Genomic DNA, 16322 nt, shown 5'->3' on the forward strand with positions numbered 1-16322 from the left:
CCGCCTCGAAGTCCGCGCCGGTGTAACACAGCGAGCCCTGGATCCGGGACTCGTTCATCACGAGGTTGAGTAGTGGTGTCTCCAGGGGCTTTTCGTAGATCGCCACGCTGATCATCGGTTTCCGCGATCCGACGCAGGCCAGTGCCGTCACGACAGCGGGCGTCACGCCCGCCGCGTCGAACACCGCGTCGGCTCCGTTGCCCTTGGTGTGCTCGGTGATGAACGCCGGCACGTCGACGCCGATCGGGTCCAGCGTGCGGGCGCCGAGCGCTTCGATGGCTGCCCGCCGGGTGGGCGACGGCTCGACGACGAACACGTCCTCGAGCCCTTTGCCGCGCAACGCGAACCACAGTCCGATGCCGATCGGGCCGGCGCCGAACACCATCGCGGTGTCACCGGCGGACACGTCGCCCAGGGTCGCGGCGTGGTAGGCCACCGACATCGGCTCGACCAGCGCGCCGAGTTCCAGCGACACATTGTCGGGCAGCTTGTGCAGCATGCTCGTCGGGACGACGGTGTACTCGGCCATCCCGCCATCGGACATCAGACCGTGGAAACCGATCTGCTGACAGACGTTGTAGTTGCCGGCCCGACACGGGCCGCAGTGGTCACACTTGTAGATCGGCTCGACGGCCACCCGATCGCCCTCGCTCCATCCGGTCACCCCGTCGCCGACGGCGGTGATGATTCCCGAGAACTCGTGGCCCATCGTCAGGGGAAGCTGCTGACCGGTCAGCGGATGCGGCTGGGTGGGCACGAAGATCGGCCCGGCGTAGTACTCGTGCAGGTCGGTGCCGCAGATCCCGTTGAAGCCGACCTGGAGCTTCACGGTGCCGGGTTTGACCTGCGGTTCGGCGACGTCGTCGATCTCGAGCTTGTTCGGTCCGTAGTACACAGCTGCTCTCATGTCCGCATGTCTATGTGACGGCGACCACACACCGAAAGAGTTGCAGGGGGTTGCACGCCCGGTTGCAACGCCTTGCAACTCTTGCTTCGACGTCGGCCCACGGTGTGTTCTGGCTCACATGACTTCCACCCTTGACCAACAAACCACCGCAGAGGCGACGCTCCAGCAGCGCGTGGACGCCTGGCTCGCCGACTTCGAGGCGGCGCTGGCCGTACGGGACATCGAACGTGCCGTCGGGATGTTCGCCGTCGACAGCTTCTGGCGTGACCTGGTGTCGTTCACCTGGAACCTCAAGACCCTCGAGGGGCGCGACCAGATCGCCGACATGCTCGGTGAGCGGCTCATCGGCACCGATCCCTCGGGGTTCCGCACGCGGGAGGAACCGGTCCAGGACGGTTCCGGCGAAGACGCAGTCACGTCGGCGTTCATCGAGTTCGAGACCGGGGCCGGCCGCGGCGTCGGCCACCTGCGGCTCAAGGGAGACCAGGCCTGGACGCTGCTGACCGCGCTGCAGGAGATCAAAGGGCACGAGGAGCGCAAGGGCCCGAGCCGGGTGCTCGGCGCAGTCCACGGCGACGACCCGGATCCGCGGTCGTGGGCGGAGAAGCGCGCCGCCGAGGACGCCGAGCTGGGTCGGACCACTCAGCCGTACGTGCTGGTGATCGGCGGTGGCCAGGGCGGCATCGCGCTCGGCGCCCGGCTGCGTCAACTCAACGTGCCGGCGATCGTCGTCGACAAACACGAGCGCCCCGGCGACCAGTGGCGCAAGCGCTACAAGTCGCTGTGCCTGCACGACCCGGTCTGGTACGACCACCTGCCGTACATGCCGTTCCCGGCGAACTGGCCGGTGTTCGCACCGAAGGACAAGATCGGCGACTGGCTGGAGTTCTACACCCGGGTGATGGAGGTGCCGTACTGGTCGAAGACCACGTGTCTGTCCGCCGAGTTCGACGAACAGGCTCAGCAGTGGACGGTCGAGGTCGACCGCGACGGCGAGCGGCTCACCCTGCATCCCACCCAGTTGGTGCTCGCAACCGGCATGTCCGGCAAGCCGAACGTGCCCACACTCCCGGGCCAGGACGTGTTCCGCGGCGACCAGCACCACTCCAGCGCGCACCCCGGGCCCGACGGCTACGTCGGTAGGAAGGCCGTGGTCATCGGCTCGAACAACTCCGCCCACGACATCTGCAAGGCGCTCTACGAGAACGGCGTCGACGTGACGATGGTGCAGCGGTCCTCGACCCACATCGTCAAATCGGACTCCCTGATGGACATCGGCCTCGGAGCGCTCTATTCGGAGCAGGCGGTCGAGTCCGGCATGACCACCGAGAAGGCCGACCTGACGTTCGCGTCGCTGCCGTACCGGATCATGCACGAGTTCCAGATCCCGCTGTATGACCAGATGCGGGAACGCGACCGCGACTTCTACGACCGCCTCGAAGCCGCCGGGTTCGAATTAGATTGGGGTGCAGACGGTTCCGGGCTGTTCATGAAGTATCTGCGGCGCGGGTCCGGCTACTACATCGACGTCGGCGCCTGCGACATGGTCGCCGACGGCCGGATCAAACTGGCCCACGGACAGGTCGAGCGACTCACCGAGGACTCGGTAGTGCTGACCGACGGCACCGAACTGCCCGCCGATGTCGTGGTCTACGCCACCGGGTACGGCTCGATGAACGGCTGGGCCGCCGATCTGATCGGTCAGGACGTCGCCGACAGGGTGGGCAAGGTGTGGGGCCTGGGCAGCGACACCCCCAAGGATCCCGGGCCGTGGGAGGGCGAACAGCGCAACATGTGGAAGCCGACCCAGCAGCCCAACCTGTGGTTCCACGGCGGCAACCTGCACCAGTCGCGGCACTACTCGCTGTACCTCGCGCTGCAGCTCAAAGCGCGCCACGAAGGCATGGCGACACCGGTCTACGGGCTGGCCGAGGTGCACCACCTGAGCTGACCGGCGGCCCGTTGCGCAGAATGGTGGGGTGACCGACGCCCCCGCCCAGACCGACACCGACCCGTACCTGTGGCTCGAGGAGGTCAGCGGCGACGACGCGTTGACGTGGGTGCGCGAGCACAACGAACCCACCGTGGTCGAACTCGGTGGTGAGCGCTTCGAGCAGATGCGCGCCGAAGCGCTGGAGGTGCTCGACACCGACGCCCGGATTCCCTATGTGCGACGGCGCGGTGAGTACCTCTACAACTTCTGGCGCGATGCGGACAATCCGCGCGGTCTGTGGCGGCGCACCACTCTGGCGAGCTATCGATCGGAGAAGCCGGACTGGGACGTCGTCATCGACGTGGATCAGCTGGCCACCGAGGACGACGCCAAGTGGGTGTGGGCCGGCGCCGACGTCATCGAACCCGACCACTCGGTGGCGTTGGTCAGCCTGTCCCCCGGCGGCTCGGACGCCGCGATCGTGCGCGAGTTCGACATGGCCACCCGTGCGTTCGTCGACGGCGGTTTCCAGCTCCCCGAGGCCAAATCACAGGTCAGCTGGGAGGACGAGGACACCGTGCTGGTCGGCACCGACTTCGGGGAGGGCTCGCTGACCGACTCGGGATACCCCCGCGTGGTCAAGCGCTGGCGGCGCGGTCAACCGCTCGCCGACGCCGAAACGGTGTTCAGCGGAGCCTCGACGGACGTCGTCGTCGCGGCGTCGGTCGACCGCACCGCCGGGTTCGAACGCACCGTGGTGAGCCGAGCGCTGGATTTCTTCAACGAAGAGGTCTACGAGTTGCGCGGCAGCGAGCTGATCAGGATCGACACCCCCACCGATTCGAGCATCTCGCTGCACCGCAACTGGCTGCTGATCGAACTGCGCACCGACTGGTACCGCGGCGACGACAACTACCCGGCCGGGTCGCTGCTGGCCGCGGACTACGACGAATTCCTGGCCGGCACCGCCGAGTTGCGGGTGGTCTTCGCTCCCGACGAGCACACCTGCCTGCACCACTACGCATGGACCCGCGACCGCCTGGTCGTCGTCACGCTCGCCGACGTGGCAAGCCACGTCACAGTCGTCACCCCCGGCGCCTGGACATCGGAGCCGGTGGCCGGCCTGCCGCAGAACACCAACGCCACTATCGTGGCCGCCGACAGCCTCGGTGACGAGATCTTCATCGATGCAGCAGGTTTCGACACGCCGTCGCGTCTGCTCTACGGGACCGCAGGTGGTGAGCTGAGCGAGATCAAGCGCGCACCGTCGTTCTTCGACGCCGCCGACATCGAGGTGACACAGCACTTCGCCACCTCCGACGACGGCACCGCGATCCCTTATTTCGTGGTCGGCCACCGGCACTCCCAGGGCCCGGGTCCGACACTGCTCGGCGGCTACGGCGGCTTCGAGGTGGCCCGCACCCCGGGCTACGACGGGGTGCTGGGCCGGTTGTGGCTGTCCCGCGGAGGCACCTATGTGCTGGCCAACATCCGCGGCGGCGGCGAGTACGGTCCCACCTGGCACACCCAGGCGATGCGCGAGGGCCGACATCTGGTGGCCGAGGATTTCGCCGCGGTGGCAAGGGATCTGGTGGCGCGCGGGATCACGACGGTCGATCAGTTGGGCGCGCAGGGCGGCAGCAACGGGGGCCTGCTGATGGGAATCATGCTGACCCAGTACCCGGAATCGTTCGGCGCGCTCGTGTGCAGCGTTCCGTTGCTGGACATGCGGCGCTTCCACCTGCTGCTGGCAGGCGCGTCCTGGGTCGCCGAGTACGGAGATCCCGATGTTCCAGGCGACTGGGAGTTCATCTCGAAATACTCTCCTTACCAGAATATTTCGACAGAACGCAGCTACCCTCCGGTGCTGATCACCACGTCCACCCGAGACGACCGGGTGCACCCCGGCCACGCGCGCAAGATGACCGCGGCACTGGAAGCGGCGGGCAAGCCGGTCCGCTACTACGAGAACATCGAAGGCGGCCACGCCGGCGCGGCCGACAATGCGCAGACCGCGTTCCGCGCCGCGCTGGTCTACGAGTTCCTGCTGCGCACACTCCAAGGAGCCTGACATGCCCGTGACCCTCAGATCGCTTCTCGTGGTGCTGGCTTCGACGCTGCTGCTGACCGGTTGCTCCCGCGACGTCCCGGGCACCGCCGTGATGGCAGCCGGTACCGGACCGGAGGCCTCGATGAGCGCGGACGGTGAATGCGCGACGGTCGCTGCGCCCCTGTCCGATATCCCCTCCGTCGACGACGACGAGCCACAGATGCGCATCCCCGTTCCGCAGGGCTGGGAACGTAATTCGATGATGGACAGCCGGATCATCCGCTACGCCATCGTCGCCCAGGATCTGATCTCCGACGGGTTCGCGCCCAACGCCGTCGTGACCCTCGAATCGGTGCGCGGCACCCCGGACCCCGACATCGTGTTCGGCGAGAACCGGAACAACCTCGTCACGATGATGGGCGCCTCCGACCTCGAGACCGAGAGCAATTCGACGTGTGGATTCCCGTCGGAGACAACAAGTTACATCGCACCCCCGATGGGTCCGGCGCCCGAGCGCCCGATCATCATGCACGCCGTCGTCGCCGACGCCGGCAACACCACCTACCTCGCGACGTTGACGCTGCAGACTGCGCAGGGCGACAACCCGACCTATCTTCGTGACGCGCAGGAGATCGTCGACGGGTTCCAGTTGCTGCTGCCCACCTCGTGACGACGGTCTCGGTGCTGCTGCTGGCCGCAGGCGCGCTGGCGCTGATCCTCGCCGTCGCGGTCCCCGGGCGGGACACCGCGCGCCTGCCCAAACGGGCCGTCAAACGACGCATCTACTGGACAGGGTCGGCCGTCGGCGCGGTGCTGCTGTTCCTCGGCGGCCTGCCGGACGTGCAGAGTTCGATCGCGTTCGTGATGGCGACAGCGATCCTGATGATCGGGTCGGCGTACTTCCGCACCCCGTACATCAAGATCGGTGGACGGATCCGGTCGGCCTACGCCCCGCACCGGGAGCCCGATCCACCGCACGGCCCCGTGTAACGGCCGACGCTCCTTGCGGCACTACGCACTCGGAGGCCGCGCTGTCAGCGGCGGGGCCCGTCCGAGAGGATCACCATGCCCAGTGAAACGAAAGAGGCCACTCACGCCCTCGACCGGCTACAAGAGTCCCGGTCGCAGCACCTCGGCGCGCTCCTGGCCCGTTACGGTCTCGTCGTTGTCATCGCCTGGATCGGCGTGCTGAAGTTCACCGATTTCGAGGCCCGGGGCATCGCACCCCTGGTGTCGTCCAGCCCGTTCATGAGCTGGGTGTACGACGTGTTCTCCATCGGGACATTCTCCGCCCTGCTGGGCGTGCTGGAGATAGGCGCCGCGTTGCTCATCGCGGTCAAACCGTGGTGGCCGACGGTGTCGATGGCGGGAAGCCTCATCGCCATCGGGCTGTTCACCGCAACCCTGAGCTTCCTGTTCACCGCCCCGGGAGTGTTCGAGGCGTCCGCCGGCGGGTTCCCGGTGCTGTCGTCGTCGGGCCAGTTCCTGATCAAGGACGTCGCTCTGCTGGGTGTCGCGGTGTGGACGTTGACCGACTCGGCCCGCAGTTCGCGCACTTGACCAGCCGCTACCATCGTTCCGAGATGACCACCACGTCCGCTGACGAGGCAGATCTCATCGCAGCGCTGCGGGCGCGCGATGAGGCGGTTTTCGCGGAGTTGGTCGACAGGCACGCGCCGGCAATGCTGCGGGTGGCGCGTGGATACGTCGCGTCCCGCGAGATCGCCGAAGAGGTTGTCCAGGAGGCGTGGATCGCGCTCCTGAAGGGCATCGATGCGTTCGAGGGCCGGTCCTCGCTACGCACCTGGCTGTTCACCGTGCTGATCAACATCGCCAAGAAGCGTGGCATGCGGGAGCGCAAGGACGTGGACGTGCAGATCGCCGCGTACACCGGCGGCACGGTCGACCCGGCCCGGTTCCGCGACTCCGACGACCGGTGGCCGGGCCACTGGAAGGACGACGAGGCGCCGTCGCCGTTCCCCGACTCGCCCGAGGGGTCGGTGCTGGGCGGCGAGCTGATGGCTGTGACCCGACGCGAGCTCGACAAGCTGCCGGAACGCCAACGGGTGGTCGTGACGCTGCGCGACGTGCTGGACATGGACTCCGCGGAGGTGTGCGAGCTGCTCGACATCAGCGTCGCCAACCAGCGGGTGCTGTTGCACCGGGGCCGGGCCGCCATCCGGCAGGGGCTCGAGGACTACCTGAAGGACGCGATGTGAGCGAAAACGACATGGACTGCGACGAATTCGTCGAATTGGTCACCGCGTATCTGGACGGATCGTTGACGCCGACCGACCGGGCACGTTTCGACGAACACCTCCTCGAATGCGACGGCTGCGAGAACTATCTGCAGCAGTTCCGCGCGACGATGGCCACCCTCGGAACCATCGGCGACGAGCAGATCGAGCCGACCTTCCGCGCCCGGTTGCTCGACTCGTTCCGCAACTGGCGTTAGGCCGGCGAGCCCGGACCCGTTGCGCCGGAACTGCATTCCGGCGGGTCGGCACTCGCTCGAATACTGCCGGAACGCAATTCCGGCGATCTGGTATTTACGTTACGGTGCCGTTCCGTTACTGTATCCCGATGGACGAGACCGACGTGGTGGTGGTGGGAGCCGGGCCGACGGGGCTGACACTGGCCTGCAGCCTGCGGTTGCACGGAGTGGCCGTACGAGTCGTCGACCGGGCCGATGGTCCGGCGACGACATCGCGGGCGAACTTTCTACACGCCCGCGGCTCTGAAGTGCTCGGCCGCATCGGAGCGCTGGGGACCCTGCCCGACGAGTCGCTGCGCGCCATGCGCATCACCAGCTACCTGGGCGACCGTCCGTTGATGACCCTGGAGTTCGGCGACCCCCGGATGCAGACCGCGGCGCCACCGATGGTCGTATCGCAGGCGAAGGTCGAGGCGACCCTGCGCACACGCCTCGCCGACCTCGGCGCCGCCCCGGAATGGGGCAGAGGACTGGTCGCCCTAAAGCAGGACAACACCGGCGTCGTCACCGAATTCGACGACGGGACGCGGATCCGGTCCCACTGGGTCGTGGGCTGCGACGGCACCGCCAGCACCACCCGCCGACTGGTCGACATCAACTTTCCGGGTGTGAAGCTCACCGAACGCTGGCTGCTGGCCGATGTACACCTCGACTGGGACCTCGACCGCAGCGGAACCACCGGATGGATTCACCCCACCGGCCTCCTCGGGGTGATGCCGATGCCCGACGCCACGGGCCGCGACGACCTGTGGCGACTGTTCGCCTACGATCCCGGACAGAGCGAAAAGCCCAGCGGGAGCGCCATTCTGGAGAGAGTTCGGCAGATCATCCCGGAACGGACCGGACGTCACCCGCGCATCGGTGACGCCGACTGGCTGTCGGTGTTCACGGTCCATCGCAGGCTCGCCGACACCTATCGGCGCGGCCGGGTGCTGATCGCCGGCGATGCGGCCCACGCGCATGCACCCTTCGGCGGGCAGGGCATGCTGACCGGAATCGGCGACGCCGAGAACCTGGCCTTCAAACTCGCCCTGGTGCTGAAGCAGAAGGCCGCAGATCCCCTGATCGACACCTACGAGGCGGAGCGGCGGCCGTTGGCCACCGAGGTGCTGCGCGGCACCAGTGCGGTCACCCGGATCAACGTCGCCCACAATCCGGTGCTGCGATTGTTCCGCGACCACGTCGCGCCGCGCATCTTCAGTCCGGCGCCCGTGCAGCGCTGGATCACCTACACCGCGTCGCAACTGTGGGTGAGCTACCGCAAGGGACCCCTGGGCGGCACCGGGCGCAAGCCCCGGGCCGGCGACCGGGTACCTGACATGCGTTGCCACCGGGCGGACGGTGCGGAATCGACGCTGCATCACGAGCTGGGCGGGCGGTGGGCGCTGATGCTTCCCGACGGGGCATCGGGATCCCGCAGCGCCGACGTGGCGCGCGGTCATCTCGGTGAGCTGATCGTCGTGTTGACCCACCAGGGTCACCAGGTGATGCTGGTCCGCCCCGACGGGCACCTGGCATGGCGGGGGGACACCGGCGATGACGCAGGCCTGAGCGATTGGCTCACCGGCGCGCTGCGGAGTGGGTCGACCCGATGACCACCCCGGCCGGTCGCGGCCGACCACGAGACGCCGCCGTTGATCTGGCGATCCTGCAGGCCGGTCTCGAGCTGTTCATCGACCGTGGCGTCGAGGGCACCAGCATCGAGCAGATCGCCAAGAAGGCCGGTGTGGGCAAGCCCGCGATCTACCGGCGCTGGGCCGGCAAGGAGGATCTGATCGCCGCCGCGATGGAGACGTTGATCGCCCAGGACGCGGGGTGGGCGTCACAGGAGGCGATCGCCGCCGAATCCCCGTATGACCTCGTCGAGGCGGCTATCGAACGGGCGGCCCACACCGTCACGACGGTGCAGTACCGCGCCCTGGTCGCCAGGGTGTTCGGCTCAGCGGTCAGTCACCCGCAGCTGATGGCCACCTACTGGGAGCGCTATATCCTGCCGCGCCGACTTCTGGCGGCGGCGTTGATCAACCGGGCCAAGCAGTTGGGCACGGTCGCCGCGGATGTCGACGTCGACGTGGCCATCGACATGATGGTGGGTGCGGTCACCTACCGCGTTCTGCAGCCCGACCCGCCTGACATCACCGAGATGCGCCGCTACCTGCGGGCGGTGTACCGCCAGATCGGGTTGCTCCCCGGATGACTCAGCCGCTACCCGACGCTCATAGCTGTTCGGCGCGCACCCTGGTGCGGCGCACCCGCGAGACGACGAACCAGCCGCCGAAGACGGCGATCGCCAGCAGAACGACGTACTGCAGGGTGGCCGTGTAGGGCTCGACGAGGTGCCAGTTGGCCCCGAGGCTGTATCCCGCGTAGACGAACACGCTGTTCCAGATCAGGCTGCCCAGCAACGTGAGCACGGTGAAGACCAGGAAGTTCATTCGCTCGATGCCCGCCGGGACGGAGATGAAGCTGCGGAAGAACGGCAACATCCTGCCGAAGAACACACCTTTTGTGCCGTGGCGTTCGAACCATGTCACGGACTTGTCGATGTCCTCGGTGTCGACCAAGGGGACCTTCGTCACGAGCCTGCGCATCCGGTCGTGGCCCAGCCACGCCCCGAGCAGATAGAGGACCCATGCGCCGAGCACCGAGCCCAGAGTGGTCCACATCACGGCTTCCACCGCCGAGAGCCGACCGAGCCGCGCGGCGAAACCCGCCATGGGCAGGATCACTTCACTCGGCAGGGGCGGAAAGACGTTCTCGAGGAAGATCGCCAGCCCGGCGCCGGGACCTCCCAGGCGTTCCATCAGGTCAACGGTCCAACCGGCAAGGCCGTCGATCTCGGCGGTCTCAGGTGTAGACAACAAGCAGCCTTTCCGGGTGAACCTGCGATGGGAGTCACAACAGCCCACGACCGCGGGTCAAGTCCTCGATCGGCGTGAGCTCGACATCCAACGTACCGGTTGCTCAGCGGCCGGCGTCGCCTCGCTGCTCATGCCAGCGATCCACCAACGCCGGGATCTCGGCCATCAGAAAGCCGTAGAAGTCCCGCATCTCGGCCAGCCGCCGGCGGGCCGGGCCGTGCTCGTCGGTCGCCCCGATACCCGCGTCAGCAGCCTCCAGCATCTCCCGCATCGTCTCGTTCTTGCTGGTGAACAGCACCGACCAGGCATTGTCCGGAAGCCGGAAGTGCTCGCGGCGACTTCCCGGGACGGGCACCCGTTCGGCGAGTCCGACAGACGTGAGCATCTTCAGTGCACCGGAGATCGATCCGGCACTGGCCTGCAGCACCTCGGCCAGATCGGCCATCGTCACGCTGGGCTGCTCGGTGAACAGCAGGGTCGCGAGCACCCTCGCTGTCATCCGCTGCAGCCCGTGGCCGGTCAGGACGAGCGCCAACCGCTCGGCGGCGTGCTGCGACTCAGACGGGGCAGCCAACGGCGGAACCTCCTCCCCAAGAACGGTCTTCAATAATTTCTGAAAGTCTAGTACAGTTCTCTTCGGTGCTCCGGGAAGTCTGGTCGGAACGTGGATTCTTCCTACCCGCGAAAGGCGATCTGGAATCCGATGCCCACCTCAACGGACGTCATCGACGTCAAGCAGCTGAGTTACACCTATCCGAAGACCACTGAACCTGCAGTCCGCGGAATGGATTTCACGGTCGGACGAGGCGAGATCTTCGGTTTCCTGGGCCCCAGCGGGGCCGGTAAATCCACGACCCAGAAGCTTCTCATCGGTCTGCTCCGCGGCCACGGCGGCCAGGCACTGGTGTGGGGAAAGGATCCCCGCGCCTGGGGGCCGGACTATTACCAGCGCATCGGCGTCTCCTTCGAACTGCCCAATCACTACCTGAAACTGACCGGCGCCGAGAACCTGCGATTCTTCGCGTCCCTGTACCAGGGCAACACGCTCGACCCCCGCCGGCTGCTTGACGCGGTGGGCCTGTCCGACGCCGCCGACACCCGGGTGGGCAGGTACTCCAAGGGAATGCAGATGCGGCTGACGTTTGCACGGTCGTTGCTCAACGACCCCGAACTGTTGTTCCTGGACGAGCCGACCTCGGGTCTGGATCCGGTCAACGCCCGCACCGTCAAGGACATGGTCCTCGATCTCAAGGCCCGCGGACGCACCATCTTTCTCACCACCCACCACATGGCCACCGCCGACGAATTGTGCGACCGGGTCGCTTTCGTCGTCGACGGACGCATCGCCGCCCTCGACAAACCCGCCGAACTCAAGATCGCCCGCAGCCGACGCCTGGTCCGGGTGGAATACCGCGGTCCGCAGAACACCCTGCAGACCGCCGACTTCCCGATGCAGGGTCTTGCCGACAACCAGGAATTCCACGGCGTGTTGCGCGATCACCACGTGGAGACGATCCACAGCACCGAGGCCAGCCTCGACGACGTGTTCGTCGACGTCACCGGCAGGCCGCTATTGTGAGGACACTGTCATGAGGTGGCGCAGTGCGTTGCGCCTGGAAGCAACCACCCAGTGGCGGCAGAAGTTCGTCCACGCCGCGGTGATCTCCGGCCTGCTGTGGCTCGCCGTACTACTGCCGACGCCCGTTGAGATCCGACCGATCCTCGAACCCTACGTGCTGTTCGGCGACATCACGATCATCGGGTTCTTCTTCATCGGCGGTTCGGTGTTCTTCGAAAAGCAGGAACGAACCCTAGGCGCGGTGATCTGCAGTCCGCTGCGGTTCTGGGAGTACCTGTCGGTGAAAGTCACACTGCTGATGGCCATTTCGTTGTTCGTGGCGCTTGTAGTGGTCGGCGTGACCCACGGTGTCGGCGTCCATCTTCTGCCGGTGGCAGCCGGAATCGTGTTGGGAACACTGGTGATGTTGATCGCCGGGTTCATGTCGTCACTGCCGTTCTCCTCGGTCAGCGACTGGTTCCTGGCGACGACGGTGCCGCTGATGATCCTGTCGCTGCCGGCGCTGCACCTGTCAGGCGTGTGGCCGCACCCGGTGCTGTACCTCGTGCCGACGCAGGGCCCGCTCCTGCTGTTCGGGGCGGCGTTCGACCAGGTGGACCTCGCGCCGTGGCAGGTCGCCTACGCGCTGGGGTATCCCCTGCTGTGCGCGGGCCTGCTCTATATCCTGGCGCGACAACTGTTCAGCCGCTTTGTGATCGAACGTTCGGGGGTGCTGTGATGAGCGCCTCGACGGCTGGGATTTCGGGCGGCTGGGTCGCTTTCGGCCGCAACGATGTTCGTGGTACCTACCGTGATCCGCTGCTGGTCATGCTGGTGCTCGCACCGGTGATCTGGACCGTCGCGGCCGTCGTGCTGATCCCGCCGCTGACCGAAACACTGATCCGGCGCTACGCTTTCGACCTGGTGCCCTACTACCCTGTGCTCGTCACCGGCCTCCTGCTGTTGACCAGCATCATCATCGTGGGAGGACTCGGCGCCTTCCTCGTCCTCGACGAGATCGACGCCGGGACGCTGGCTGCGATTCGGGTCACCCCGGTGTCGCTGTCGACCTTCTTCGCCTACCGCGCCGCGACCGTCGTGGTCGTCACCACCGGATACGTGGTGGCCACGATGACGTTCAGCGGTCTCGTGCGACCGGGGCTGACACCGGCGCTCATCCCGATCGGCATCGTGGCGGGCCTGTCGTCGGTGGTGACACTGCTGCTCATCGTCGCGGTGGCCGGCAACAAGATCCAGGGCATCGCGATGCTGCGCCTGCTGGGCATCGTCATCGCCGGACTGCCCTGCCTGGGCTGGTTCGTCGACTCCGCATGGAACCTCGCGTTCGGCGTACTTCCCCCCTACTGGGCGGCCAAGGCCTTCTGGGTGGCCTCCGACCACGGAATCTGGTGGCCGTACCTCCTCGGAGGTGTCGTCTGCAACGCGGCGTTGGGTTGGCTGCTGTTTCGCCGCTTCATCACCAAGAACACCGCCTGACGTAGCTGAGCACCTGCGGGCCATGGGTTCCCAAGACGACAGGGCCACTGCTGCGCGCGAACCCGATCAGCCGAGGCGCCTCCTCGGACCCGCCACATGCAGGTATGCCAGTTCCAGGTGCCCCGGCGACGAATATGCTCGGACAACGCTGCGCGGTAGCCGAATCGACAGGCATGTGGCCATGGTTGCTGTGCCTGCACTCGCCCATCTCTGTAGTGCGCTACCGATGTTCGGAGATCGGGCAAGATCAGCCAATTCCTCGAATTGCCACCGCTGCGCTCCTACTGTTGGAGGGTGCGGTTGACGTGGCCGCTGACCGGCCGGTCGAGGGAAACACGGCTCATCGAAGCCGCGTTGGTCGATCCTGACTCCGCAGGCATCGTCGTCAGCGGTGCCGCCGGGGTCGGTAAGAGTCGGATCGCGCGGGAGACACTGACCCGGTTCTCAGACCGACGGTGGGAGATCCGCTGGGTGGTGGGCACCTCGGCCGCCCGCAATCTTCCGCTGGGCGCACTGACCCCATGGGCTCGATTCACCAGCGACGACAACATCGAACTCATACAGGATGTCATCGCCGCGCTGACATCGGCGCCCGACGGCGAGCCAGTCGCGCTGGGCGTTGACGACGTCCCGCTGCTCGACGAGCTGTCGATCATTGTTGTGCAGCAGATCGTTCAGCGCCGGCTCGCAAAGATCGTGCTGACGCTTCGCGACGGCGAACCTGTGCCGACCGCGACGCGGGAACTCTGGAAGAACGGTGATTTCGACCGTTTGGACGTCCTGCCGCTCAGCCAGGACGCCACCGCGACGCTGGTGTCGAATGCTCTGGGCGGTCGTGTCGATCATGAAGCCTTGCAACGTCTGTGGAACCTGACCGAGGGAAACCCGCTGTATCTGCGCCTCATCGTCGAGCACGAGGTCGCCGACGGACGGCTCGCGTGCCGCGATGGTGTCTGGGTGTGGAGCGGCAATCCGGTGATCCCCCCTGATCTCGTCGAGTTGATCGAGTCCCGTATCGGCGGCCTGTCCGCAGCCGTCAGCAATGTGGTCGACGTCGTCGCAGTCGGTGAACCCGTCGAGATTCGGTCGCTGGGCCGCATCGCCGGGCCGGCCGCTGTCGAGGAGGCCGACCGGCGCGGCCTGATCAGCTTGGAGCACACCGGCGGCGCCGTGGACGTCCGCCTGGCACACCCGCTCTACGGAGAGGTGCGCCGGCGTCGCGCCGCACAGACCACTCTGCGACGCCTGCGCGGCCTCGTCGCCACCGAACTCGCCGCCTCCGACCGCCACGACGACGTTCACGTCGTCGTGCGCCGCGCCGCCCTGTGTCTGGAATCGGATCTCGAACCGGACATCGAGTTGCTCCTGAACGCGGCCCGCGGGGCGGCCTGGATGCTCGATCTGGCGATGGCGGACCGGCTCGCCGAGGCCGCAATCGAGGCCGGCGAGAAGATCGAGGCCAGTCTCATCCGGGCATTCGTGCTGTCCTGGCTCGGCCACGGCAGAGAGGCGGAATCGGTACTCGCCGAGGTCGACACAGGTCCGCTCGCAGCCGTCGACCACGCGCGGCTGACCTTCTTGCGTGCGGTGAACCTGTTCTTCAGTCTCGCCGACCCCGACGGCGCGAAGAACCTGATCGACCACGCAACCGCCGCCACGGCGCCGGAACGCCGTTGCATCGACGCGTTCCGGTGCGTCTACTGGGCTGCGATGGGCAACCCCGAAGCCGCCAGGAAGGTGGCGCAGGGCTTCGATCGAGATCAGTTGCCCGACCACCTCCAGCGTCGTCTGACAACCTGGGCGGTGACGGTGGCGTGCGGCGAAGCCGGGGATGCGGCCGAAGCCGCCACCACAGCGGAGTCGGGTTACTCGATTCCCGCCCGCGCGTTCATCGTCATCGCCGACGCACATATCAACGCCCTGTTGCTGGCAGGTCGGACGGCGGAGGCGCAAGATGCCGCGACGATGATGCGACGCCGTGCCACGGCATCACAGGGAGCGCCCTTCGGACAGATCGCACTGGCCGTCACCGGGCAGGCCGAACTCGGCGCGGGTTTTGTCGAACAGGCGTGTGGTCATCTCACAACCGCGCTGGACCGCATCACCGCCTGGAACACCGCGACCGGATTCCGGTACCGCTATCGCATTCTGCTCACCACCGGGCTGGCCATGCGCGGCCTGATCGACGAGGCTGCCGCAGCACAGCAGCAGATGGGAGCCGACTGGCATCCGAGTTGGCGCTACTTGGACTATGCCCGTGCCATCGCCGACGGGTGGGTTGCCGGCTCCCAAGGCGCCATCAGCGAAGCGATCGCGATGGTGGAGGCGGCGGCCGAGATAGCCAGGCAGCGAGGGCAATACGCGGCCGAGGTGATGTGTCTTCAGACGGCGACCCAGTTCGGCGACACATCCACGGCCTGCCGTCTGCACGATCTACTGGACCTCGTCGAGGGTCCACGCGCGGCAACCGCGGCACGGTTCGCTGAATCCTTGCGATCAGGTGACGGGGACGAACTCGTGGCCGTCTCTGAGCAATTCGAGTCGATCGGTGACCTCATCGGTGCTGTCGATGCGGCCGCGCACGCCTCGATCTGCTTCCGCAGGAAGAACCTCCGCGGGTCGGCGCTGCGCTGCTCGACGCGCGCGCAAGCGCTGGCGGGAATCTGCGGCGGCGCGAGCACACCGGCGCTTCGGCAGTCCGCCCAGAAGTTGCCGCTGACCGATCGTGAGCGCGAGATCGTGATGCTCCTCAGCACGTCGGTGTCCAACCGGGACATCGCACTTCGGTTGAATCTGTCGGTGCGCACGGTGGAGAGCCACATCTACAACGCAATGGCCAAAACTGGAACCGACAGCCGAGCGGAACTCGCGGCTCTGCTCGACCATCTCGGCGTCAGCTCGAGTCATACGTAGCGCACCCACAAAACATCAGTACTGCGCTACTGACGTCGTGCACGCCGACGGGGGCGACGATCTTCCGAGGACACCAAGACATACCGGAGAACATCATGACGACTTCCCT

The 16322-nt window shown here is 66.7% G+C and carries 16 protein-coding genes; 13 read left to right on the forward strand and 3 right to left on the reverse strand.

Annotation, left to right across the window (positions count from 1 at the left end; genetic code table 11):
- Nucleotides 1-907: 2,3-butanediol dehydrogenase (locus WA965_RS18955; RefSeq protein ID WP_526447931.1), on the reverse strand; the 907-nt coding region annotated here is incomplete at its 3' end.
- 118 nt (nt 908-1025) lie between these two features.
- Between WA965_RS18955 and WA965_RS18960 the strand changes: the two genes are divergently transcribed.
- From WA965_RS18960 to WA965_RS19000, 9 genes are all read left to right on the forward strand, one after another.
- Nucleotides 1026-2858 carry a flavin-containing monooxygenase gene (locus WA965_RS18960; protein WP_526447933.1) on the forward strand — a complete coding sequence of 611 codons (1833 nt, stop codon included), beginning with the start codon at nt 1026-1028 and terminating at the stop codon, nt 2856-2858.
- 28 nt (nt 2859-2886) lie between these two features.
- Entirely contained in the window at nt 2887-4911 is a 2025-nt protein-coding gene (locus WA965_RS18965) for a prolyl oligopeptidase family serine peptidase (protein WP_526302879.1), read from the forward strand.
- A 1-nt stretch (nt 4912) separates the two neighbouring features.
- Nucleotides 4913-5560, forward strand: a complete 648-nt coding sequence (locus WA965_RS18970; protein ID WP_526302880.1) for an LpqN/LpqT family lipoprotein — start codon at nt 4913-4915, stop codon at nt 5558-5560.
- The gene (locus WA965_RS18975; protein WP_178361363.1) at nt 5557-5880 is read left to right on the forward strand and encodes a hypothetical protein; all 324 of its coding nucleotides are present in this window, start codon (nt 5557-5559) and stop codon (nt 5878-5880) included. Before WA965_RS18970 ends, WA965_RS18975 begins: the two co-directional genes overlap by 4 nt.
- A 75-nt stretch (nt 5881-5955) precedes the next feature.
- Nucleotides 5956-6450, forward strand: coding sequence for a YkgB family protein (locus tag WA965_RS18980; RefSeq protein WP_526302881.1), 495 nt, complete (start codon nt 5956-5958; stop codon nt 6448-6450).
- Nucleotides 6451-6473: 23 nt separating this feature from the next.
- On the forward strand, nt 6474-7109 hold the full coding sequence (locus WA965_RS18985) for an RNA polymerase sigma factor (protein WP_178361361.1): 636 nt from the start codon (nt 6474-6476) through the stop codon (nt 7107-7109).
- A complete protein-coding gene (locus WA965_RS18990) occupies nt 7106-7345 on the forward strand; it encodes an anti-sigma factor family protein (protein ID WP_347133312.1) in 240 nt (79 codons plus the stop codon). Before WA965_RS18985 ends, WA965_RS18990 begins: the two co-directional genes overlap by 4 nt.
- 128 nt (nt 7346-7473) lie before the next feature.
- A complete protein-coding gene (locus WA965_RS18995) occupies nt 7474-8979 on the forward strand; it encodes an FAD-dependent oxidoreductase (protein WP_526302882.1) in 1506 nt (501 codons plus the stop codon).
- On the forward strand, nt 8976-9581 hold the full coding sequence (locus WA965_RS19000; protein ID WP_526302883.1) for a TetR/AcrR family transcriptional regulator: 606 nt from the start codon (nt 8976-8978) through the stop codon (nt 9579-9581). Before WA965_RS18995 ends, WA965_RS19000 begins: the two co-directional genes overlap by 4 nt.
- Nucleotides 9582-9600: 19 nt before the next feature.
- On the opposite strand, the gene WA965_RS19005 is transcribed toward WA965_RS19000, so the two are convergent.
- Nucleotides 9601-10245, reverse strand: a complete 645-nt coding sequence (locus WA965_RS19005) for a TVP38/TMEM64 family protein (protein ID WP_526302884.1) — start codon at nt 10243-10245, stop codon at nt 9601-9603.
- 103 nt (nt 10246-10348) lie between these two features.
- Entirely contained in the window at nt 10349-10819 is a 471-nt protein-coding gene (locus tag WA965_RS19010) for a GbsR/MarR family transcriptional regulator (protein ID WP_526302885.1), read from the reverse strand.
- A 129-nt stretch (nt 10820-10948) separates the two neighbouring features.
- Between WA965_RS19010 and WA965_RS19015 the strand changes: the two genes are divergently transcribed.
- From WA965_RS19015 to WA965_RS19030, 4 genes are all read left to right on the forward strand, one after another.
- Complete coding sequence (locus tag WA965_RS19015) at nt 10949-11824, forward strand: ATP-binding cassette domain-containing protein (protein WP_526447935.1); 876 nt, start codon at nt 10949-10951, stop codon at nt 11822-11824.
- Between the two features lie 10 nt (nt 11825-11834).
- The gene (locus WA965_RS19020) at nt 11835-12542 is read left to right on the forward strand and encodes a fluoroquinolone export ABC transporter permease subunit (RefSeq protein WP_526302887.1); all 708 of its coding nucleotides are present in this window, start codon (nt 11835-11837) and stop codon (nt 12540-12542) included.
- The gene (locus WA965_RS19025) at nt 12542-13300 is read left to right on the forward strand and encodes an Rv2686c family ABC transporter permease subunit (RefSeq protein WP_526302888.1); all 759 of its coding nucleotides are present in this window, start codon (nt 12542-12544) and stop codon (nt 13298-13300) included. Before WA965_RS19020 ends, WA965_RS19025 begins: the two co-directional genes overlap by 1 nt.
- A 294-nt stretch (nt 13301-13594) precedes the next feature.
- Complete coding sequence (locus tag WA965_RS19030) at nt 13595-16213, forward strand: LuxR C-terminal-related transcriptional regulator (RefSeq protein WP_526302889.1); 2619 nt, start codon at nt 13595-13597, stop codon at nt 16211-16213.
- The last annotated feature ends 109 nt before the right edge of the window (nt 16214-16322 follow it).

This window comes from Mycobacterium sp., from assembly GCF_049683935.1.
GTDB lineage: Bacteria > Actinomycetota > Actinomycetes > Mycobacteriales > Mycobacteriaceae > Mycobacterium.